The 20,268-nt window shown below is 41.1% G+C and carries 23 protein-coding genes; 10 read left to right on the top strand and 13 right to left on the bottom strand.

Annotated features, from left to right (window positions below; all coding sequences use genetic code 11):
• The first annotated feature begins 101 nt into the window (after positions 1–101).
• Positions 102–905: an AraC family transcriptional regulator gene (locus tag GGQ60_RS03375; protein WP_183759971.1), complete on the top strand. Its 804-nt coding sequence runs from the start codon at positions 102–104 to the stop codon at positions 903–905.
• Positions 906–977: 72 nt separating this feature from the next.
• Complete coding sequence (locus tag GGQ60_RS03370; RefSeq protein ID WP_183759970.1) at positions 978–1,853, top strand: SDR family oxidoreductase; 876 nt, start codon at positions 978–980, stop codon at positions 1,851–1,853.
• Between the two features lie 137 nt (positions 1,854–1,990).
• Here the strand turns inward: GGQ60_RS03370 and GGQ60_RS22865 are convergent, their stop codons facing one another.
• A complete protein-coding gene (locus tag GGQ60_RS22865) occupies positions 1,991–2,200 on the bottom strand; it encodes a cyclic nucleotide-binding domain-containing protein (RefSeq protein ID WP_221235866.1) in 210 nt (69 codons plus the stop codon).
• A complete protein-coding gene (locus GGQ60_RS22860) occupies positions 2,197–2,577 on the bottom strand; it encodes a Crp/Fnr family transcriptional regulator (protein WP_221235865.1) in 381 nt (126 codons plus the stop codon). Before GGQ60_RS22860 ends, GGQ60_RS22865 begins: the two co-directional genes overlap by 4 nt.
• A 264-nt stretch (positions 2,578–2,841) precedes the next feature.
• Between GGQ60_RS22860 and GGQ60_RS03360 the strand changes: the two genes are divergently transcribed.
• Both GGQ60_RS03360 and GGQ60_RS03355 read left to right on the top strand, forming a co-directional pair.
• Complete coding sequence (locus GGQ60_RS03360; protein WP_183759969.1) at positions 2,842–3,567, top strand: SDR family oxidoreductase; 726 nt, start codon at positions 2,842–2,844, stop codon at positions 3,565–3,567.
• 156 nt (positions 3,568–3,723) lie between these two features.
• On the top strand, positions 3,724–4,080 hold the full coding sequence (locus GGQ60_RS03355) for a nuclear transport factor 2 family protein (protein ID WP_183759968.1): 357 nt from the start codon (positions 3,724–3,726) through the stop codon (positions 4,078–4,080).
• A 201-nt stretch (positions 4,081–4,281) separates the two neighbouring features.
• Here GGQ60_RS03355 and GGQ60_RS03350 read toward each other — a convergent pair whose 3' ends face one another.
• From GGQ60_RS03350 to GGQ60_RS03330, 5 genes are all read right to left on the bottom strand, one after another.
• Positions 4,282–5,577, bottom strand: coding sequence for a hypothetical protein (locus GGQ60_RS03350; protein ID WP_221235864.1), 1,296 nt, complete (start codon positions 5,575–5,577; stop codon positions 4,282–4,284).
• Positions 5,578–5,719: 142 nt separating this feature from the next.
• Positions 5,720–6,025 carry a hypothetical protein gene (locus GGQ60_RS03345; RefSeq protein WP_183759967.1) on the bottom strand — a complete coding sequence of 102 codons (306 nt, stop codon included), beginning with the start codon at positions 6,023–6,025 and terminating at the stop codon, positions 5,720–5,722.
• Positions 6,026–6,166: 141 nt separating this feature from the next.
• Complete coding sequence (locus GGQ60_RS03340) at positions 6,167–6,925, bottom strand: hypothetical protein (RefSeq protein WP_221235863.1); 759 nt, start codon at positions 6,923–6,925, stop codon at positions 6,167–6,169.
• Positions 6,926–6,946: 21 nt separating this feature from the next.
• Positions 6,947–7,576 (bottom strand): carboxypeptidase-like regulatory domain-containing protein, encoded by a 630-nt coding sequence (locus GGQ60_RS03335; protein WP_183759965.1) that lies wholly within the window; start codon positions 7,574–7,576, stop codon positions 6,947–6,949.
• A gap of 9 nt (positions 7,577–7,585) precedes the next feature.
• On the bottom strand, positions 7,586–8,173 hold the full coding sequence (locus GGQ60_RS03330) for a hypothetical protein (RefSeq protein ID WP_183759964.1): 588 nt from the start codon (positions 8,171–8,173) through the stop codon (positions 7,586–7,588).
• Positions 8,174–8,404: 231 nt separating this feature from the next.
• On the opposite strand from GGQ60_RS03330, the gene GGQ60_RS03325 reads away from it, so the two are divergent.
• The 3 genes from GGQ60_RS03325 to GGQ60_RS03315 all read left to right on the top strand — a co-directional run bounded on the left by GGQ60_RS03325 (position 8,405) and on the right by GGQ60_RS03315 (position 11,739).
• A complete protein-coding gene (locus GGQ60_RS03325; RefSeq protein ID WP_183759963.1) occupies positions 8,405–10,408 on the top strand; it encodes a tetratricopeptide repeat-containing sensor histidine kinase in 2,004 nt (667 codons plus the stop codon).
• A complete protein-coding gene (locus GGQ60_RS03320) occupies positions 10,401–11,030 on the top strand; it encodes a response regulator transcription factor (RefSeq protein ID WP_183759962.1) in 630 nt (209 codons plus the stop codon). The genes GGQ60_RS03325 and GGQ60_RS03320 overlap by 8 nt, the downstream gene beginning before the upstream one ends.
• A gap of 172 nt (positions 11,031–11,202) precedes the next feature.
• A complete protein-coding gene (locus tag GGQ60_RS03315) occupies positions 11,203–11,739 on the top strand; it encodes a hypothetical protein (RefSeq protein WP_183759961.1) in 537 nt (178 codons plus the stop codon).
• Positions 11,740–11,963: 224 nt separating this feature from the next.
• On the opposite strand, the gene GGQ60_RS03310 is transcribed toward GGQ60_RS03315, so the two are convergent.
• Complete coding sequence (locus tag GGQ60_RS03310) at positions 11,964–12,314, bottom strand: winged helix-turn-helix transcriptional regulator (protein ID WP_183759960.1); 351 nt, start codon at positions 12,312–12,314, stop codon at positions 11,964–11,966.
• Positions 12,315–12,434: 120 nt separating this feature from the next.
• On the opposite strand from GGQ60_RS03310, the gene GGQ60_RS03305 reads away from it, so the two are divergent.
• A complete protein-coding gene (locus GGQ60_RS03305) occupies positions 12,435–13,382 on the top strand; it encodes an NADP-dependent oxidoreductase (protein ID WP_183759959.1) in 948 nt (315 codons plus the stop codon).
• A 347-nt stretch (positions 13,383–13,729) separates the two neighbouring features.
• Here the strand turns inward: GGQ60_RS03305 and GGQ60_RS03300 are convergent, their stop codons facing one another.
• The 5 genes from GGQ60_RS03300 to GGQ60_RS03280 all read right to left on the bottom strand — a co-directional run bounded on the left by GGQ60_RS03300 (position 13,730) and on the right by GGQ60_RS03280 (position 19,006).
• Positions 13,730–14,569, bottom strand: coding sequence for a helix-turn-helix domain-containing protein (locus tag GGQ60_RS03300; RefSeq protein WP_183759958.1), 840 nt, complete (start codon positions 14,567–14,569; stop codon positions 13,730–13,732).
• A 157-nt stretch (positions 14,570–14,726) separates the two neighbouring features.
• Positions 14,727–16,154, bottom strand: a complete 1,428-nt coding sequence (locus GGQ60_RS03295; RefSeq protein WP_183759957.1) for an aldehyde dehydrogenase family protein — start codon at positions 16,152–16,154, stop codon at positions 14,727–14,729.
• Between the two features lie 94 nt (positions 16,155–16,248).
• Positions 16,249–16,971 (bottom strand): SDR family oxidoreductase, encoded by a 723-nt coding sequence (locus GGQ60_RS03290; protein ID WP_183759956.1) that lies wholly within the window; start codon positions 16,969–16,971, stop codon positions 16,249–16,251.
• Between the two features lie 349 nt (positions 16,972–17,320).
• Complete coding sequence (locus GGQ60_RS03285) at positions 17,321–17,872, bottom strand: antibiotic biosynthesis monooxygenase (protein ID WP_183759955.1); 552 nt, start codon at positions 17,870–17,872, stop codon at positions 17,321–17,323.
• Between the two features lie 72 nt (positions 17,873–17,944).
• The gene (locus tag GGQ60_RS03280) at positions 17,945–19,006 is read right to left on the bottom strand and encodes a helix-turn-helix domain-containing protein (protein ID WP_183759954.1); all 1,062 of its coding nucleotides are present in this window, start codon (positions 19,004–19,006) and stop codon (positions 17,945–17,947) included.
• Positions 19,007–19,105: 99 nt separating this feature from the next.
• Here GGQ60_RS03280 and GGQ60_RS03275 point away from each other — a divergent pair, with 99 nt between their 5' ends.
• Together GGQ60_RS03275 and GGQ60_RS22945 are read left to right on the top strand one after the other, a co-directional pair.
• Positions 19,106–19,828: a PAS domain-containing protein gene (locus tag GGQ60_RS03275; RefSeq protein WP_229685078.1), complete on the top strand. Its 723-nt coding sequence runs from the start codon at positions 19,106–19,108 to the stop codon at positions 19,826–19,828.
• Positions 19,815–20,195, top strand: coding sequence for a sensor histidine kinase (locus GGQ60_RS22945; protein ID WP_229685077.1), 381 nt, complete (start codon positions 19,815–19,817; stop codon positions 20,193–20,195). The genes GGQ60_RS03275 and GGQ60_RS22945 overlap by 14 nt, the downstream gene beginning before the upstream one ends.
• Positions 20,196–20,268 lie beyond the last annotated feature (73 nt).

The following is a 20,268-nucleotide window of genomic DNA, read 5'->3' as shown; positions in this document are numbered from 1 at the left end:
GTGGTGGTGTGGAAAATAAATCGTTAAATTTGCCTGGAAAACATGGATATTCAATGAGGAGATGCTCATGATAACGGAAGCAAATAATAATGAATGCTAAAATGGAGTACAGGCAAGTACAGCCGGCAACAGCACTTCAACCTTACATCCAATGTTTTGGAATACTGGAAGACAATAATTTATACGGTGAAACAAAGACCTTCAAAATCATTGCAGATGGTTGTCCAGGCCTGATTTTTCAGGAAAACCCTGATTCCTTTCTTGATAAAGACCGGCATAAGCTACCTCAACTTTTTATACAGGGCTTAACAACATCCAATTCACAAAAAACCACTAAAGGCCAGTATCGCAATATTGGTGTTTACTTTCGGCCTGATGCAATAAAATCAATCTTTGGTATAGATGCCAACGAACTTACTGATGGCTATATCGATTTGGACGATGTAGTTAAAAATAATTTAGCCGAACAGCTTCTGGGCGAAACCCAAATAGATAAAAGGGTTAAAATTTTGTCCGATTTTATTTCACGCAAAATTGCAGCCAACAGGTATCGTCAAAACCCAAAGGTTGCTTATGCCATTGCAAAAATAAATAGCAACAATACCGGTGGCCTGTATAAAATCCAGTCCGAATTAAACTTATCTGAACGCTCCCTGGAAAGGATTTTTAAAACCAATGTAGGCATTTCTCCCAAACTTTTTTCCCGCATCTGCCGCTTTCAGGCTGCACTTGATTTTATTCGCAACCGGACATTTAATTCCCTGACCGAACTGGCCTATCAGCATTCGTATGCCGATCAATCTCATTTTATTCGCGAATTCAGGGCATTTACGGGTGCCAGCCCAAAACAGTTTTTATCACACGCAAATGAACAATTGCCGAACTTTCCCGAATGGGAATGTTAACCTTGTCGGTTTTATTCTATTTTCAATTTTCCCCGCAACATACATTTGCAGCATATTTGAACATTTTGGAAAATGGAAAACAAAAGAATTGCCGTATTTGGTGCCACCGGAAAAATCGGTTCGGAACTGATTAACCGTTTATCCCAGGAAAAGGTCGAAACTATTGCCGTAACCCGTAATCTTAACAAGGCTACTCCGCACCGTTTCATAAAGTGGGTACAGGCCGACATTTCGGATATACAAAGTCTCAACACGGTAATGGAAAATAGCAAAGCTGTTTTCCTGCTTTCCTCGCCAGGCCCTGATTTTGTTGAAGGGCAAAAAAATGTGATTAAAGCAGCAAAGCAATCGGGCATCAAACACCTGGTAAAACTTTCATCAGGAGCGGCTGATCAAAATTCAGCATTTTATATTCCCCGCATACATGGAGTTGTTGAAGACTTTTTAATTAAGCAGGGCATTCCCTATACCCTATTGCGCCCAATGGGCATCATGCAAAACTGGTTAGGAGAAATTGCCGAAAATGTAAAAAAGGAGCAAAAGTTTTATGAAGCAACCGGAGCAGGGAAAAGGGCACATGTTGACCTAAGAGATATCGCAGAGGTAGCATTTAAATGCCTCACCGAGCCCGAAAAACACCATAACCAGGTTTATTCACTCAGCAGCGACGTGGCCGTAAATTATTACGATGTAGCCGAAGCCATCAGTAAGGCAATCCACAAAAAAGTAACGTACATTCCCATTTCATTAGATGAAGCAAGGCAGGAAATGAAACGGAACGGAATGCCATCGGCTTTAATCGAAACATTTATCTCGTATGATGCGGCACAACGAAACGGCGAAACAGAAATGGTTACTGATTGCGTACGAACCATTTTAGGAAAGCCTGCACGAACGATAGAAAATTTTGCTAAAGATTATGCCGATCAATTTAGATCATTAGCATAATACCGTTCAGGGGTTTGGCAGCTGCATTTGAAAAAGCAGGGGTTAAAATCATGTATAGTGCGGGCAGGGCGAAAGGGACTCTTGCCCGCCGAAACCGGCTTATACCTAAACAACCTGCAGCAATAACAATCGTTAGTTTATTTTTTAAGAGATTGATTGCGGATACGGCTAAGCGTTTCCTTGGTAATTCCGAGGTAAGAAGCGATGATATGCTGGGGAAACCGTTGCAAGAAATCAGGATATTTTCGCAGCAATTCTTCATACCGGTATTCTGCAGGGTAATTGATAGAGGAATGCAACCTGCTTTGCATGGCCATATGATGCGCATCGTCAAGTTTTATCCTCAATCGGCAAACGCGGGAATAGCATTGACTTTATCGTACCAACCATCTGCCTTCGGGAGCATTAGCACCTGGGTTTCTTCCCAGGCATCAATATTATAGATCGATGGTGTTAGCTTATGGTAACTCTCCCGGTCAGAAGTCCACCAATTTTCTATTGCCAGGTTCAGCACGTGCTCGTTTCCTTTTTCATCTACGGTATACTGACGGACGGCCCCTTTTACAACAAAAGATATATACCAGCATATATCCCCTTCCTGTAACAAGAATTGCCTTTTTCTGAACTTCCTCGGAATAAACGCCTTCCGCATCAATGCTATATCTTCCTCCGAGAGTGGAATAGCGGTTTGTTGGTAAAGGTAATTTAAAAGCGCAGTAAGCATGTTGTAAAGATAAACATTTCTTGCTATCAGGGAATGTCAGACCTGGATATATTGCCTGATAACACCGGCCGGTAGCTTCCGGTGCAGCGCGTTTAGCAGACAGGTGTTTCTATAAAATCTGCCCTCGGCGGGAATGACCATAAAAAGCCTTAAATCTGAAAATGTTGATACAGGTCAACATTTTTTTTTATCATAACTCATCGTAAACCGGATCAGGCCCGGATATCTTTATGCCATTAATCATATAATATTCAACCAAACGAAATGACCAGGGCAAATCACATTTTGAAAGATAAACATGTAATGATCGTTGGCGGAAGCTCAGGTATCGGGCTTGCCACGGCAAAGCAGGCAAAGGCCGTGGGGGCAACAGTTACGATCATCGGTTTTAATCCCGGCAATACCGAACGGATAGCAAACGAAAATGGATTTAAATGGAAGGCTGCCGACATTACAAAACAGGAAACGATCGAAGCAGCCCTATCTGATGTTCAGCAGGTCGATCACCTGGTTCTGCTGGCGGGTACCTTTGTTGCCGGAACAATTTTGGAGGCAGATATAGATTACCTGCATAAAGCTTTCGATGAACGTATTTGGGGGGCATTGTACGTCATCCGCTCGCTTGGCGAAAAACTCTCACCAGAAGCATCGATCACTTTTACCTCCGGTGTATTGGCAGACCGCCCCACACCGGGAACCGCAATATTAGCAGCTGCATCTTCTGCGGTTGAGGCGCTGGCCCGTGGCCTTGCCCTTGAGCTGGCACCGCGCCGTGTGAACACGGTCTCACCCGGAACCACCGATTCACCTCTTTTGTCCAAGTCACTTGGATCGGGTAAAGAAGCATTTGTAAATTCAATGAGCCAAAAGCTCCCCTTAAAACGTGTGGCAACGACAGACCAGGTTGCATCGGCTATTCTGTTTTTTATGGCCAATGAAATAATAACGGGAGAAACGTTGCATGTAGATGGAGGGCAAAGGCTTATTTAGAGAGGATCCGGCCGATGTTCATCACACTAACCTCTTATGGACGCACAAACGGCTTTACTACAGGCGGATACATTTCCGGATCATAGCAGAGAATAAAATTAGGGTGATGTTATCGCCCCAACAACAATAGGAATTTTGGAACAAAAATAAAATATAATGGAAAAATTACCCGACCAATTACAAGAAATACATGTTGCCGCCTGGAATGAAAAAGACGCAAAAAAACGCGAAACACTTCTTAAAAAGATTTATGCAGATGATATCAGGATGTTGGATAAGGAGCTGATCTTGGAAGGTTTAAAAGCCGTTTCTGATTTTATAGGAAAACTGATAGACGAGGATCCTTCTTATCAATTTTCAGCAGCAAAACCTATAGAGCCGCTTCAAAACAGTGCCCGGCTTTTTGGGCACATCCAAACCGGAAGCGGGAAACTCAACAGCATGGACTTTTTCCTGACCGAAAACGGCAAAGTAAAATATCTGTACGCCTTTATTGAACCAGACAATAAATAAGGTAAAATAAATTTACAGCAAAATAAAGAGGGTACTCATTAACTGTCAACACCCTCTTCATTTTGCTGGTAAACCCTTCAACCTTAATCACTTGAAAATACTTTCCGGGCTTTAGCAGCGTCGGTTTATATTTTTAAAGCGTTCTCATCACTAATCAGCAAGAACTTCATTTTAATTTTTGGCATCCGACATTCGCAGTTTCTATTTTTTTGTCAATTTATAGTTGCCCGTTACTTCGTCTTTTATTACAGAATATCCGTCATTAAGCGTTAGTATCCAGCCCGCTCCGGTTATAATCTGATTCTCTATTTTCAATGGACTGGTTACTAAAATCTTGTCCCATTTAGCGCTCATTAATGCGCCATTCTCAACGGTAAGTATTCCCCATTTATCAGTAACTCTAATATTTGGATAGACTGTTCCCTTATCTTCAATAGGTATAATATTTCTTGGATCAAATGATACATTCATTTTCTCAAATACGAGTTCAAAATGGGGTTGGGTAATAAATTTACGCTTATATTCAGCAATTAGCTTTTTTGTTTTGTTTTCTCTTGCTTCTTCTTCTGAAATAATTGCTTTGCCGTTGTATTGATTTAAAAGTAAGGCAGTTATTTTCCTTAAATTATTCGGTATTTTTATATCAGATGCTTTTATGAAATAGTCCGTCAGATTTGTCTTGATTGTTATTTCTCTGTTCCAGCCCTTTTTTGTATCATCAAGTAAGTAACCGTAGACAGGAGTTGTTTGATAAGCAAATGACCGAACAAATGTAGGATTGCTTAGAAAAGAGCTTATGCTTTTAACAAAATGTTCGAGTGATTGCTTTTTATCTCTCCCGCTGACCACTGAACCTGTGTATTCAGCAATTCCTTCATTTAATTCTAACAAGTTCTCGGAAATATCTGCTCCGGAACAAAGCAAATATCTGTATTTTCTAAAAGTTAAGGCATGAGTAAGATGCATTTTTCGTTCAATTTTGTTATCTGTTTGTAACGCCTTCTTTAATGCTTCCAGTTCTAAACGTAAATAAATTCTACCATTCTTTTGGTCAAGGTGATTGTTTTCAGCGTTAAATAGCTGGAACCCCAATAATGGTTGGCTTACATGAAACAATTCATGGGCAAGCAAATTTATCCTGTCCTGTTTATTGACTGGCAATGGAAGCATAATCATAGCCCAACGTCTTCCATCCCAATTGACAGCTGTGTTCGCCATATTAATTTCGGCAGGTAAAATTCCGTAATAAATATTACCATTTTGCTTGAGGATGCCTGTGCTGTCGGAAAAGTTTGCAGCTATTTGCCTCGTATCAGGATTGACTAATAATATCGGTCCATATAAATCTTTTCCCCATAGGTGTTTATGCTTGCCTGTCTCAATTTTAATTTCATTAAAATTAGCTGAAATGCTGTCATTAAAAGTTGAGATTTCCTGCCCAAACGATAATTGAATGAATATTAAAAACAGTATCGTAATGTTAGTTTTTTTAATCATATGCTTACTCTTAAAAATCATAACCGGTAGTGAAAGCTGGTGTTCTAATTAATGGATTCTGGCCACGTTCGCTCCATAATATTCCTGACCTGTCATAGGAAAAACTTGTATAAGAAACCGGTAACTGTTGTTGAATATGGTATCATTGCAGATGTCCGGCAGGATCGAATGCCGTTTCAAAAACTACAGTCGGCCCTCCATTTCCTTTTTTGTAATAATGCAACAAATGATTGTCTACTTCTGCAAAATTGCCGTCTGGCGTTATTTTTTCTGCGTCATTTCGGGATACCCTTTCAAAGATAAATCCTGCAATAAGTAACAATATAATCAGTGCAACTAAACCTATCCGTTTAACCCATTTAGAACAAGCCTTCATATAATTGTTTTTATTATAACGTGTGTTTGGTATGGATTCTTTAACAAAGTCGGATTTCGCCATTTTCTTCATAATATAGGGGAAAGTTTTCCAATATTTTTAGTGTGTAATCGATTAGCAACTTATAAAAACTGCCAACCATTGCAAAGGGATACCATTATATACGTTTTTATTCCTTCAGGTAGATGAGCATCAATTGCCGGACTGCAGATACTATTTAGTTCCATTTCCTAAATCCTGAACTTTGAAATTACTTACCAACACCCTTGAACCATTGGCATATTCCCAAGGAGCCGCTATATAAAAGTTTTTAGCCGCAGCCGTGCTGAAGAGAACCGTATCCACCAGTTTTACATCATTTAAATGTACCACCATCCGTTCCCCATCAACCGAAAGGACGATATGCAACGGGCGGTTGATCCATGGCGCAAGATCAAAGGTCGTATTTACAAATTTTTCCGGTTTATTGCTGCCAATATTCACCTGATTGGTATCATAATAGTGCAGTTGCACATAAGTCCCGATATTACTTGCATATTGACGGACACTGTTATCGCTGGTGAAACCAAACGACAATGGTGCAATATCATTTACCTGTTCAGCTTGTGCAATAATGTCAAAAGATAAGGTAAACCGGCGGGGATAGTGGAGCGGATTGGAAAATTTGTAAATCGTCTTATCCCTTAAATCCAACCATTTCCCGTTCTGCCCTGCTACCGTTGTAATAGTGGCCGTTCCATTGCTTTTAAAGCTTGTAGCAGTGGCACCGGGTACAAATGCTGAGAAATTTTCGGCGAAAACCAGCGAATCGCCAGTCAATACAACGTTACTGCGCTTCCCTGATTTACCTGCTGCTTTTACGGCTTCATATTTTGCTTTCTGAAATACGGCCCCGAGTTGGGCATGTACCTCAACTCCCGAGCGCAATACTATAAGAATCACTAACACTGCGATTTTTTTCACTATTGTCATGATGTAAGATATTTTTATAATCTAATGGAGCCTAACTTTAACGATTTCGCTGTTTTCCTTTACCTCGACAAATTCTTCGATCCTGTCCTGGATATTTTTGGAATACTCTTTTTGTTGATAATAATCGGTCCGTCCACCGTAATCATTATAGCCGCTCCCTGTATACTCGTTATACTTGCCCTTTAGGGTGTAATCCAAGATACCTTGCAGGAAATACTTGCCAGGCCGCATCTCAGGAAAGGTGAATTCCCCATCACTATTGGTCACCGCTTCGAGCCTGTATCTGTAAGCCTGATCTGAGAGATAGACAAAACGTTTCTTCCTTATATTTTCTTTATCCTTTCTAAGTTTATACCATTCTTCAAAATACGGCGTAACCGGTAAAAGAACAACAGTCATTTTATTAGCCAATATGCGGGGTGATAGCGGTACACTGTATCCAAGAGGATGTTTCTGTTTAGTATAAGCTACACCTTTAATTACAGCGCTTCCCTTTGCTAACATTTTTTTTGCCTGTAAAGAGTCGAATGTCATTTCCGGACGGAAGATCTCTACCTTATCTTTTTTTTCCGGCTCTTTGTACTGCGCTGAAACTACAGCTGCTGACGATGCAATAAAAATGATTGTAAGTACGTATTTTTTTAGCTTCATGATATAGATTTATGGATTAATAACAGTTTGATAAGGAAGATTGAATGTCCCGTCGGTAATGCTAATTGCCTCTCCTGCCATGTTCCTGACGGTTCCGGAAAAGGTACCCTTGATACCAGATTTACTGATCGCCTCAATTTTCAGTGTAAATACATCATCTGCAAATGAGGTATTGTACAGCAGCGTACCTTCAGGTTTTTGTATTGCATAGCGGGCGATCATCTTATTTTCTGCGGGCGTTGCATAAGTTCCTGCGGTAATATTACCGCCGAGCCTCCAGATCTCAAAATCCAGCGAAGGCGGAATAGGCCCTGATAATGGATAGGAAGTCTCATAACCACCCACCACGATATGTTCAAAGCGGCTATCATTGCCACCTCCCTGAAAGTTCACGTTATGGAAATTTACTTCTTTTCTACCAACCGTCGCACGGAGATAAAAATCGCCAGCGGCTACATCCCCGCCTTCATCTTTTGAACATGCAGAAAGGCAAAGCGCGATTATCAGAAAATATGCAACCGATAATGCACTGCTAAAAGCTCTTCTGGCAATGGTTCCCTTTGTTGAAAAAGTTCCTTTAAAAGACATTGTTTTCATAATATCATGCTGATTTCGGTATAAAGGCAAAACTATTGGATGTCGTGTCCAAAAGAAATACCGATTATTATCGTTTTTTTTCTACTGGTTTTTAGGTATTTTTCATAACATCGGGATGGAATAGTGGTGGGTCCAGAATTATGTCAGATATTTACATGGGCAATTGCTTTGGTTAGATAGCTAAATTGAATAATTTGATCCGCAGCCTATGATAAATATTCTCTTTAAACAATGACAAAAACTTTTCTTTTCCTGATATGTATTTTGGTCTCATTTAAATCCGCTGGCCAACAGCAGGTTCCGCTCAATGAAAAACACTACCTCGACAGCCTGCAGCACGTTCTTCAGAAAAAAATTGCCGACAGCTCAAGAGCAACTACTAACTTTCTTCTGGTAGAATATTGGAAATTCAAGGATACCCTGAAAAGTAAAGCCTATCTAGCGGCCGGAACAGTTGCAGCAAGAAACGATAGGTATTTAAGTGCACTGGCACTTTTTTATAAAGGACAGTATTATTTCAACTGGAACAAACCGAAGGCATCCGAGGCCTTTAAAAAGGCTGAAGGAGCACTTTCCCATTTCAGCACAAAAAAAGCTTATGCGAAACGGGCGGCATCCTGGTACAATTATGCCCTGATGAATATAGACAAAATGGGGTATGCTTTTATTACGAAAGTAACCTTGGAAAAGGCGATTCCTATTGCCGAAAAGACGGGTGACCCGAGCGTTGTCGCTTACTATTATACCCAGCTTGCCACTATCCTGATGAATAACTACCAGTTTTCGAAAGCAGCCTCCTATAATGAAAAGGCGATAGCTTTACTGGAAAAAAAAGCTCCCCGATCCACCGACCTTATGTTTTCTTATCTCACAGGTGTAAGTATCAATTCGTACGACAATCAAGGAGAAAAGGCTCGTAAGCTGTTGGAAAAGGCACAAAGAATTCTGAAACCATATCCTTCATCTTTGAACTATCCGCTGTATTACTACAACGAGGCGCTTTACTACTCCACCATCAAATCCTTTGATAAAGCACTCAACAGTATAGATAAAGGTGTTACCCTGGCAAAAAAGTATAACCAGCAGCAGCTCTACCAACAGTTTTTTTTCCGCAGATATGATGTCTATCAGCAGCAGAAAAAATATGGCAAGGCCCGGCAAATATTACTAGATATTGTGAAAGAAGGGACTTTGACCGCCAAAATCAATGACAGGGTAACGATTTATTCCGAACTGGCCAAAATGAGTGAAAAGTTAGGAGATTATAAAGAGGCATACCACTGGCTGAACAATTATAGCCAAGCAAGCGACAGTATAAGCAGCGACCAGACCAAGGTAAAGATCAATGAGCTGGAAACCAGGTACAGGAGCGCAAAAAGCTTGCAAAAAATACAGGCCCTGCAATCTGAGAACAGACAGGCACAGCTCGGCGCAAGAAATGACAATTTGTACAAACTTATCTTGGGTATGGGATGCCTTTTTCTTCTTCTTTTGCTTGTTTTTGTACTTTTTTCTGCCCGTAGCAGGCGGAAGCTGGCACGGCAAAGGGAGATCAATTATCGTCAGCAGCTGAGCGAAATGGAAAGGAAACAACAGCTTAAGATCGCTAAAGCCATGCTTGAAGGCGAAGAGCTTGAAAGGGAACGGGTTGCAAGGGACCTCCATGATGGTCTCGGCGGAATGCTTTCAGGTGTTAAGATAGGACTTTCAGGATTGACAGACACACAGCGTGGCATCACCGATGATAAAGACCTTCACCGTATTATCGGGCAATTGGATAGTTCGGTCACAGAACTGCGCAGGATTGCCCGCAACATGGTACCTGAAACATTACTAAAGTTCGGCCTTGAAACAGCCTTAAAAGATCTGTGTGAATTCTATATGCGTGATGGCCTGCTGATTACCTCTGAAATGTTTGGAATCAAAAAAGACATTGCAATGAACGTACAGCTGAACATTTACCGTATCGTTCAGGAATTGATATCAAATGCGATCAAGCATGCTCATGCGAACAACCTTATCTTGCAGTGCAGCCAAAATGAAAATACCATGTTTATCACCTTTGAAGATAACGGGATAGGTTTCGATATGGCCTCAATTTCGGATAAGAAAGGAATGGGATTGGAAAACCTTAAGAATCGTATAGCGTTTCTGCAAGGAAAATTTGAAGTCCATTCCATGCCCGGCGAAGGAACGAGTATAGATATAGAACTTAAAACCAGTACTGATGAATAAATTGCTTACCGTTATAGTCGATGACCATCCCATCGTTATCGAAGGGCTTAAAACCTTGCTTAAGAATGAAGACAATCTGGAGATCGTTGGCAGTTTTTCAAACGCGGCGCAGCTTCTTTCTTATTTAAGCAGGAATCCGGTTAATCTTATCCTTTTGGATGTCACCTTACCGGATATTGGTGGTATGGAACTTTGCAAGATGGTCAAAGAAAAATTTCCAGATACAACAATACTCATTATCAGCAATCATACTGAACGGAGCATTATTATGCAAACTATCCAGAACGGTGCCAGCGGCTATCTCCTTAAAAATAGCTCGCTTGAGGAGCTTCGCCAGTGTATCACTGGAGCCATAAAGGGAACCATCTGTTATAGTAAGGAAGTAGTAGAAATTATCAGCCGGCCTACAAAAAACCAATTACGCGGTGCCCCACAGCTTACCAGAAGGGAAAAACAAGTCTTATCGCTCCTGGCACAAGGAAAGACGAGTCAGAATATTGCCCAGGAGCTTTTTTTAAGTCCTCTTACTGTGGATACCCATCGAAGAAACCTGATCCAAAAATTTGAAGTCAAGAATGTTGCCGAAATGATTGCTGCCGCCCACCGGGAGCAATTGTTATAGTGCTATTGGCTCATATGTTGGTATAGTTGGTTTTCCATGCTATCAAACGGATAATTTAAGTTTCCCATTAACCGGTTGCCCATATTTCTTTCCAGCCACCAGGAAGATGATATGCGATAGTTTTCGGTGCCGTATGTGATTTATAACCTTAACCTGTTAACGTACAATACTTATGAAAACAATTGTATTCAGATTAACATTACTCTTTCAGCTTCTGGCCCCATTCTCTTTTGCACAGAGAAATGCTGGTCTTAAGGCCCTTTTAAATAAAAATTCTGAGTTTATCTTTCCACAAACACCAGATAAAGTTTCGACCGCATTAGGCGTAAAAACTGTTTTTTATGAAGACGCCAACGATCAGCCCTATGCAAAATGGGTAACCAAATCAGGCATGGAACTCTATAGCCCTCTTGGGGAAGACAAAAATATTAATGAGATATTTTTTGTTATTCCAGAGGATATCGTTGTTGAGGTGGAAGATCTCCCCTTTAATCTGGTTATGAACAGAACAACCTCAAAACAAAGTGCCATAAAATTCAGAAGGGAAAAGATAAGAAGGGAAAACCTTGGTGAGGATACCATGTTTCCCAAGGGAACGAAACTTAGTTTTAAGAAGGGAAAACGTATTATAACACTTATGTTCGACAGCAAAAGTTTGCTAAAATCATTGTCCATTACCACCGATTTTATAGATGCTTCTGTCAATTGATTTAAATGAGTGCATGTAGATTATTCCAAAATTGGCTACTGTTTTTGTTGCAAACTACCCACATAAACATTACAAAGGGGCACTCATTTTCGCTAAAAGTGTTCAATTGGCTGGTTTTAAGCAAATTTAAATCCATCTAATGGGGTTCTGACACACTCGTGGCAAGAGCGGTTCTCCAAAACACACACCTGGGCATAAAACACTTCCGCTCTTTTAATTTGAAATTAAAGTTTACGGCTTTCTTTGGCAATTTGCTTATCGCCCCATTGCCGCAAATAATCAATAAACGGGATTAACTCTTTCCCCGTTTCGGTCAGGCTGTATTCTACTTTGGGCGGCACTTCGTGATAAACCTTCCGGCTAATCAATCCGTCATCTTCCAGTTCTCGCAAAGTCTGGGTGAGCATCTTGGGGGTAATATCGTACAGCGTTTTTCGCAGTTCGCCATAACGCAAAATCGTATTCGCGTGTAGATACCACAAAATCCGTCCCTTGTACTTTCCGCCTATTCGCCTGAAAGCGTAATCAACCGCACAAGAGGGTTCACCGTTTAAGTATTTTTCATTTTTTAACATCTTATAATCAATTGATAATCAATAAAAGTATGTTTTTAGTATGTAGCATACTAAAAAGTGCATACTTGTCACAAATATACTATTAAACTACTTTCGTCTGGTAATTTTAACGATCATAAAATGAAAGCAGTTATTTTAAAAGAGGCAGGCAGTGTGCAAAACCTGCAATTTGTAGAAATGGAGAGACCAACCTTACCAGCGGATGGTGTGTTGGTAAAAGTGGCATCCATAAGCATTAATCCCGTAGATGTTAAAGCGAGGGCTTACGATGGTGTTTTAGGCTGGATTTTCGGGGAAGAACGACCGGTAATTTTAGGTTGGGATATTTCGGGAGCAGTAGTGGAAACAGGTAAGGAGGTAACCGGCTTTAAAATCGGGGATGAAGTATTTGGAATGGTCAATTTTTTCGGAAATGGCAAAGCCTATGCAGAATATGTGGCTTCGCCGGCAAAACACCTGGCTTTGAAACCCCAAAACACCACGCACCAACAGGCGGCAGCTTCTACAATGGCAGCTTCTACCGCCTACCAGGCCCTGGTGGACGTTGCCAAAATCAAAAATGGAAATAAAGTATTAATTCACGGTGCTTCAGGCGGTGTAGGGCACTTTGCTGTGCAGGTTGCCAAATATTTCGGGGCTTATGTAATCGGCACCTCTTCTGCCAAAAACAGGGATTTTGTCTTGTCGTTAGGGGCCGATGAACATATCGATTACACAAAGGCAAATTTTGCCGAAAAAGTTCAGGATGCCGATATTGTTTTAGATACCATTCAGGGCGAAACTTTGCTTCATTCTGTTGATGCAGTCCGTTCGGGAGGAATCATCGTAACCCTTCCCAGCCCCGAAATTCAACAGGAAGCAAAAGAAAAGGCTAATGTGAAACAGGTAAACATCGAGTTTATGATGGTGGCTTCCAAAAACGAAACCATCACAGCCATTGCCCGGCTATTGGAAAAAGGAGCTTTAAAGCCCCATCTTCACAAAACCTTCCCCTTTGAAGAAATAGCGAAAGCACATATAGAAGTCGAAACCAACCGGGTGGTAGGCAAAGTAGTTGTCGATATTTAAAACACTACCAATGGCCCTGTTAAAAAAACAAGAATGTAGTAACTCAGCCGGATGTGGGATTCACAACAGCATAATTAAAGGCGAGTGAATATGACCGGGAAAAAGTGCTCCCCAAGCTGGCTTTGGGGAGCACTTTTATGATCACGAGGGATGTAGCTAACCTGCTTAATATTTATTTTTTTTGGCAGGACAACAATAACCGGAAATGAAACAGCCAAGTAAATTTTAGCTCCTGCATACTTTAAATTCAATAGAATCCTTGTGTTAAACAGATTAAGGGATTGATTATCCAAATTAAAGATTACAGAAAAGAGGTACCCAGTGGTAAACATCGAAAATCTCGGGGCTTAACCGAAACCTTTATCTTTCATACCTGACGGTGGGATACCATATTGCCTCTTAAAGGCGTGCGAAAAATGGGATAGATCTTCAAAGCCGAGATCGATATAAATTTCAGACGCCGTTTTATGGGTACCCGAAAGTATTTTATGAGCTTCTTCCAACCTTCGCTTGGTAAGCCAACGCCCCGGAGGAACACCAAACTCCTGTTTAAAATCGCGCTTAAAAGCAGCCAAACTTCTTCCGGTCAAATAAGCAAAACGGTCTATCTGAACATTAAACATAAAGTTCTCCTCCATAAAGCTTTGCAGATCTATTTTATACGGCTCAGAAAAGTTAAATAAAATTTGTGCCACCTCCGGGTTACGCTTTAAAATAAGTAATAATCCTTCTTTTAACTTGGCATTTACTATTGCTGAATCCTGTATTTCGTTTGAATGTGCATATACCTGAACGGATTGTAGATAGCTATCCAACAAATCGTTTTTATAAAGATTAACCACCGGTGGATAAACCGCTTGCGACTCCACTTTTATAGCCTGTTCGCGTGCAAACGACCTTAAAAAATCCAGAGAGAGATAAATAGATAGGGATTGGAAAGGTTCATTTTTCTCTGGCCTTTTGAAAAATTTCATCAATTGATTTCTCCTTACCAACTGGAAGCCTCCTTTTTGCGAAAGGTAACTCTCCTTTCCATCAAACAAAGTGAGTGTGCCTGTAACCTGAAATTGTAAGGTGTGGTGTTCTACATAGTTTTCACCTTCCCTGCTGTTTTGCTCATAACAGGAAAAAGCGATTGGATTTTGTATATTATTTTTCGTCAACCTCACAGCTACAAATTTCGCCATAATTTTTCTATTTATACCGATGCATCAATTTACTCCTCTAATAAAAGCTTTACCCGAAAAGATTTTATTTTCTTTTGATTCAGTCAGGAAACCGATAAAAATTTAATCCATTAATGTTATGCACAGATAAAAAACGTGACGTAAAACTATCCGTTCATCATGGTATCACCTCTTTTACGATCACCTTCGGTTCCAGTTGTGCTTCTAAGCCGAAAATGCCCCCTTCCCTGCCTATCCCCGATTGTTTAAATCCTCCAAAAGGCGTATCCGCATCGTGCCACAGTGTATTAATCAATACCCGGCCTGCATTGATTTGTTTAGCCATTTTACGGGCTCTTTCAATATCGGATGAACTGATGTAAGCCTGCAAACCATATACGGTATCGTTGGCCATTGCTATAGCCGCTTCTTCGGTTTCGTAAGTCAATACGGAAAGTACAGGTCCAAAAATTTCTTCTTTTACGATGGGCATATCAGCGGTTGAGTTGATAAAAACGGTAGGTTTAACAAAAAAGCCGTTTTCCAATCCTTCCGGCTTACCCGTACCACCTACCAATACTTCTGCTCCGCTTGCGATTCCCGATTGAATATAATGCTGAATGCGGTCATACTGTTTCTGGCTGGCCATCGGGCCTATATAAGTCTCCGGATCAGTAGGTAATCCAACTTTTAACCCGGCTACTTTTTCTTTCAGCAATGGCTTTACCCGCTCAAGTAAGTGTTCCGGAACCAATAAACGCGAACCGGCTACGCAGGCTTGTCCGCTGTTTTGAAAGCAGGCATTAATAGCCAATGTAACAGCTTTGTCCAGGTCGGCATCGTCCAGAATAATGTTCGGCGATTTTCCACTGAGTTCCAACGTCAGGCGTTTCATGGTATCTACCGCATTTTTCGCAATGATTTTGCCTACCACACTGGAACCGGTAAAGCAGATTTTTGCGATATCCTGATGTGTAGACAAAACCGATCCCATTACATCCCCATAACCATTAACTACATTGATAACACCTGCCGGTAGAGCTGCTGCATCAAATGCCTCGGTTAAAATTTTCGATTGCAGGCAACTGAACTCGCTCGGTTTAATAACCGTAGTACAGCCCGCTGCAATGGCTGCCGCCAGCTTTACACAGATAGAACCCGAATTGGAATTCCATGCAGTCATAATGGCCGTAACCCCCAGCGGGGTCATAACCAATTGTGATTGGCCAATGGAACGTTCAAAATTATAGTCTGACAGCAAATCTTTGAATTGCAGAAAAATTTCTGCTGCATAACGGTTAGACCATTCTGCCCTTTGTACCGTTGCCCCGTATTCCAAAATGGTTGCTTTTTTCAGTTCATCGATCCTTTCGATAATGGCATCATGCAATTGTTGTAAATACTCCTGGCGTTCCGCTACGGTAGAGGCGGCAAATGCAGGAAATGCTTCTTTTGCAGCTGCTATCGCCATCAGTACATCCTGCTCATTTCCCAAAACGGATTCCCCGATTATTTCTCCATTGGCAGGATTTATGATTTCTACCTTATGCCTACCGGCAGACTTTACCAACCTGCCATTAATGTATTGTTGATCTATGATTTGCATTTTTATAACCTTTAAGTCACTACAAAATTAGCACAGATCAGATTTGCTTACTTGCTCCAAAAGCTCAAATATACTTGGCTGAAAAGCTCATCAATTAAACCAGTACAGCGCCTCCATCGATAATCAATGACTGTCCCGTGGTATAGGTTTGTGTCATTAAATAAACAAATGCCTGCGCAACGTCTTCTGGTTTACCCACTCTTTTTAACAACAGGGTGTTTTCCAGATGTTTAAAAAAAGCTTCGCGGTCGCTATCGTTCATATTGCCCCAAAGGTTGGTATCAATAATTCCGGCGGCAATATTGTTTACCCGTATCGGAGCCAGCTCTACTGCCATTGCTTTGGTAAAAGCGTCCATAGCACCACAAATCGTAGCACCCAAACTATACCCGGCAGCAGGGCGTTGCCCAAAATTGCCACTCATTAAGTTAATACTTCCGCCTTCATTGATATATGGCTTACCATATTTAATCGCTGCAAACGCACCCCAAAACCGAATGGTGAAAAAATCCTTTCCTTTTTCTATTTCCGTATCATCAACCCTGCTCATGGATATGTTTTCGCCGGCAGTATAAACCAGGTGATCGAAGTTGCCTATACGGCTGAAAAATGATTTTATATTTTCTTCGCTGTCCAGGCTCACGGCAAAGCCTTTACTGTTTTCCGGCAGGCTTGCCAGTGCTTGGTCAATACGCTGCTGATTGCTTGATACAATGATCACTTCAGCACCATCCGCCGCTGCTGCCCGGGCTGTTGCCAATCCAAGTCCTGAACTACCGCCAAGAACAATTACCCTTTTGTTTTCTAATGTTTTCATTTTATTTATTTTTTGTTTGACAAAACCTACCGGCCTCCCTTAATTCAGGATTAAATGGCCGTTCGGTTTTTTGTGCTGTCAGATTTAATTTCTTAGGTCAAAGGTATAATTGCCAATGCCCTGCATTGTTGCGAATATTAAAGGAAGTGTTGCAAATTTTAAAGCATGGCGGTCTTAAGGAAAGTATATCTTATTGGGGAAGTGTTAGACCTGAAATCTCAGCGCATTTACCGATGAACCTCTCCCGTGCATCCATATTTCGGGTAGCAGCATGCACAGCCAGTTTTTTTTCGTGAAAGGCAGGCCAGGGCAGTCAGAAATTCCAGGAGGGGACCAGGTGAGGCTACAACTACTTAAAGAGCCATTTTTTAATCAGTTTGGTATAATTTGGCATCACGATAAAGATTACCAGAAAAACCAGGCAGCCTGTACTCACTAAAGTATCAAAATACCGGTTGGCAGGGATGTTCAGTTTTCGTAAAAATGGTAACAAAACTGTTTGCATCACAAGCGATAAAGGAAAAATTACAGACCATGTGGCCAGGTATTGTTTCCAGCGAACAGGCGTTTTTACCTCTTTGTTTTCGCCATAAAAAAGAAAGTCGAGGCCTGACTTGATTTCGTAATTATCTTTCTTTGTAAATAAGGTCTCTGCTTTTTCGATCAGCTTTCTTCTGGCATCAGATTCCATCCAGCTTCTGAGATGCCCGATGGTATCAAAACGAATAATAACGGTATAAACAAAAGTGAGATCCGGGATAGGACGAACCACCTGCCAATCGATAAAACCTTCAGCATTTTTGGCAATGGGCATAATTTCGTCCAGCCATTTTTCATATTCCGCTTGTTTTCCTTTAATAATATGGTGGGTGATAACGACCGATGCGCCCTGGGTTTCCATAAGAGATCTTTATAATGTTTAAAAATATTGCGGATATGCCATCCGGAACTTATCATTTCTCAACTAAATTTTTTAAGACTGATGAGATTTTTTGTACGAGCCCGGCGAGGTTTCTTCATACTTTTTAAAAAAATTGCTAAAATGCGCGGTTTCTGCGAATCCCAGCCGGTAACTAATTTCCTTGATCGGTATAGCTGTATTTTGTAATAAAGATTTCGCTTCGGTAAGGGTTTTCTCCGCAATCCAGGTGGTAATATTTTTCCCGGTTTTGCTTTTAATCACACTGCTCAGGTAGTTGGGATGCAGGTTAAGCGCATTAGCATAATCCTGTACGCGGAAAGCCAGATCCGCCTTGCCCGAACTCAGATCACGATAATGCTGTTCTAAAATCCTTTTAAAAGAAATCACAATCCGCGAACTGCGGTTTCCTTCATAAATCGGATTATAATCGATCCAGATGTGTTCTTTAATCTTAAAAAGAAGTACCGCCAGCAGATGACCTATAATTTTATATTTAGAAGGCGTATTTTTCCTGTATTCGTTTAACAACTGAACATTAATCGCTCCCACTTCTTCAAAAAAAGGATCTGCCACCACTTTGGGCCTTACCGTTTCAGTTAGCAGAAATGGAAAATCAGCATAAACCTCTTCTCCGATGTACTTTTTCAGAAAGGTTTCGTCGAAAGTAATGAGTAAAACATCTTCAATGTTGTTCCAGCTGAAGGTGCGGTAATTACTGGGGTTGGTAAAATAAATGGAATGGGGTTCAACTTCGAAGGTTTTCTCATCAATGGTATATTTCCCGCTTCCGTTCTTTACAAATAAGAATGAGAAAAAATTAGGACGGTATGATGCAGATTGGTAGGGAAGCTCAAAGGCAATCTCGTTCAAATTGAAAACCGTAAAACCCGCTTTAAGATCGAACAGGTCTACAGGCAGTTTCAGTGTTTTATAAAGCTGAAAAAGAGAATCAGATTCAATATTGGCTGGTGTTTCCACGTGATGATCACTTACATTTTGTTTACCAAATTTAATGATTTGAGCTTTTTTAATGAAAGGAAAAGAGAAGTTTGATGACAGAAATTGTAACGAAGCTGCTAAGGCGCACGAACGATGCACATTTATAAGGGCCATGCTAAACCGTTACGCACTTTTGTTTGTCAAAACTTTGTGTAAATCATGATAAATCCATCAGGTTTACTATCTTGATTAAACCTAAAATCATCCTTTCTTATGAAAAGCGACCACCAACAGGTTAAAGACCTGGTCCAGGCTAATGAAGACCTGGAAAATTATTTTGCCAATACCATCATTCCGCAATTGTTTGTGGATGCAGACTTAATCTTACGTAAATACACACCACCGGCCATGAAACAATTTAACCTTAAGGAAAATTTCATTGGCAAACCGCTTGAAGAAATTAAAGAAAATTTTCGTTTCCCAACCATACTGGACAACATCCGGACGGTAATGCAAACAGGAAAACTACTGGAAAAAGAGATCCAGACTACTGATATGCGCTGGTACCAGATGAACATCATCCCCTATCTGGTGCGTAAAATCAATAAGATCGACCGGGTTATCATCACCTTTGTAGATATTACCCCCCGCATCTTAGACCTCAAGGAGCAGGAGAAAATGCTCGCTGAATACGAGTTACTGCTGGATACCATCGCCCATGATGTTAAAAATCCAATCCTGGCGATGAAGCTATCCGTTCAACTCATCCCCAAGCTTGGCGAAGCTACCATTGATGAATTGCCCAAAATAGCCTCCAACCTTGAGAAGAGCCTGCTGAATTTACAAAATGTATTTGGATGGGATGTTAGATTCCAGGTGGCAAAACCAGCGGTATCATGCAGCAGAAGAATTGCTCGATCTCCAGAGTATCTTAGAAGATGTAAGATTAAGCCTTGCCCCGCAAATTCTCAACTCAGGGGCTGTGATCTCGCTTGATTTAGGCCTATCGGAAATCACTTTCGTGCGCAGAAAACTCCGCAGCATTTTCTATAACCTCTTAAACAATGCCATCAAATATACACCACAAGAAAGACGCCCCGAGATCAGGATTTCGACCCGCGAAAGCGGTAATTTCATGGTCATCAGCGTGGCAGATAACGGTATAGGGATGAGTGCTATCGCCCGGCAGCACATCTTCGAAAAATTTAAACGCATTAAAACCGATGTAGAGGGCGCCGGTGTCGGGCTTTACCTGGTGAATACCATTGTCACCTCTGCCGGGGGGAAGATAGAAATGGAAAGCGAAGAAGGGAAAGGCTCAGTTTTCCGGATATTCCTTAAGCTCAGAGAATTTCCGGCCTAAAGACCGGCACCTACCGCCCAGAGCAATGCCAAACGTATGTATACCAAATCCGGCTTTATACCTTCCCCCTTAA

The organism is Pedobacter zeae (assembly GCF_014196715.1).
Taxonomy (GTDB): Bacteria; Bacteroidota; Bacteroidia; order Sphingobacteriales; family Sphingobacteriaceae; genus Pedobacter; species Pedobacter zeae.
This window is presented reverse-complemented; position numbering and strand designations above follow the sequence as displayed.

What these genes read in the sequence shown, in the direction of transcription:
- GGQ60_RS03375 (WP_183759971.1), top strand. Translation starts at nt 102, where the DNA reads ATGGAGTACAGGCAAGTACAGCCGGCAACAGCACTTCAACCTTACATC.
- GGQ60_RS03370 (WP_183759970.1), top strand. Translation starts at nt 978, where the DNA reads ATGGAAAACAAAAGAATTGCCGTATTTGGTGCCACCGGAAAAATCGGT.
- GGQ60_RS22860 (WP_221235865.1), bottom strand. Translation starts at nt 2,577, where the DNA reads ATGCTTACTGCGCTTTTAAATTACCTTTACCAACAAACCGCTATTCCA.
- GGQ60_RS03360 (WP_183759969.1), top strand. Translation starts at nt 2,842, where the DNA reads ATGACCAGGGCAAATCACATTTTGAAAGATAAACATGTAATGATCGTT.
- GGQ60_RS03355 (WP_183759968.1), top strand. Translation starts at nt 3,724, where the DNA reads ATGGAAAAATTACCCGACCAATTACAAGAAATACATGTTGCCGCCTGG.
- GGQ60_RS03350 (WP_221235864.1), bottom strand. Translation starts at nt 5,577, where the DNA reads ATGATTAAAAAAACTAACATTACGATACTGTTTTTAATATTCATTCAA.
- GGQ60_RS03345 (WP_183759967.1), bottom strand. Translation starts at nt 6,025, where the DNA reads ATGAAGAAAATGGCGAAATCCGACTTTGTTAAAGAATCCATACCAAAC.
- GGQ60_RS03340 (WP_221235863.1), bottom strand. Translation starts at nt 6,925, where the DNA reads ATGACAATAGTGAAAAAAATCGCAGTGTTAGTGATTCTTATAGTATTG.
- GGQ60_RS03335 (WP_183759965.1), bottom strand. Translation starts at nt 7,576, where the DNA reads ATGAAGCTAAAAAAATACGTACTTACAATCATTTTTATTGCATCGTCA.
- GGQ60_RS03330 (WP_183759964.1), bottom strand. Translation starts at nt 8,173, where the DNA reads ATGAAAACAATGTCTTTTAAAGGAACTTTTTCAACAAAGGGAACCATT.
- GGQ60_RS03325 (WP_183759963.1), top strand. Translation starts at nt 8,405, where the DNA reads ATGACAAAAACTTTTCTTTTCCTGATATGTATTTTGGTCTCATTTAAA.
- GGQ60_RS03320 (WP_183759962.1), top strand. Translation starts at nt 10,401, where the DNA reads ATGAATAAATTGCTTACCGTTATAGTCGATGACCATCCCATCGTTATC.
- GGQ60_RS03315 (WP_183759961.1), top strand. Translation starts at nt 11,203, where the DNA reads ATGAAAACAATTGTATTCAGATTAACATTACTCTTTCAGCTTCTGGCC.
- GGQ60_RS03310 (WP_183759960.1), bottom strand. Translation starts at nt 12,314, where the DNA reads ATGTTAAAAAATGAAAAATACTTAAACGGTGAACCCTCTTGTGCGGTT.
- GGQ60_RS03305 (WP_183759959.1), top strand. Translation starts at nt 12,435, where the DNA reads ATGAAAGCAGTTATTTTAAAAGAGGCAGGCAGTGTGCAAAACCTGCAA.
- GGQ60_RS03300 (WP_183759958.1), bottom strand. Translation starts at nt 14,569, where the DNA reads ATGGCGAAATTTGTAGCTGTGAGGTTGACGAAAAATAATATACAAAAT.
- GGQ60_RS03295 (WP_183759957.1), bottom strand. Translation starts at nt 16,154, where the DNA reads ATGCAAATCATAGATCAACAATACATTAATGGCAGGTTGGTAAAGTCT.
- GGQ60_RS03290 (WP_183759956.1), bottom strand. Translation starts at nt 16,971, where the DNA reads ATGAAAACATTAGAAAACAAAAGGGTAATTGTTCTTGGCGGTAGTTCA.
- GGQ60_RS03285 (WP_183759955.1), bottom strand. Translation starts at nt 17,872, where the DNA reads ATGGAAACCCAGGGCGCATCGGTCGTTATCACCCACCATATTATTAAA.
- GGQ60_RS03280 (WP_183759954.1), bottom strand. Translation starts at nt 19,006, where the DNA reads ATGGCCCTTATAAATGTGCATCGTTCGTGCGCCTTAGCAGCTTCGTTA.
- GGQ60_RS03275 (WP_229685078.1), top strand. Translation starts at nt 19,106, where the DNA reads ATGAAAAGCGACCACCAACAGGTTAAAGACCTGGTCCAGGCTAATGAA.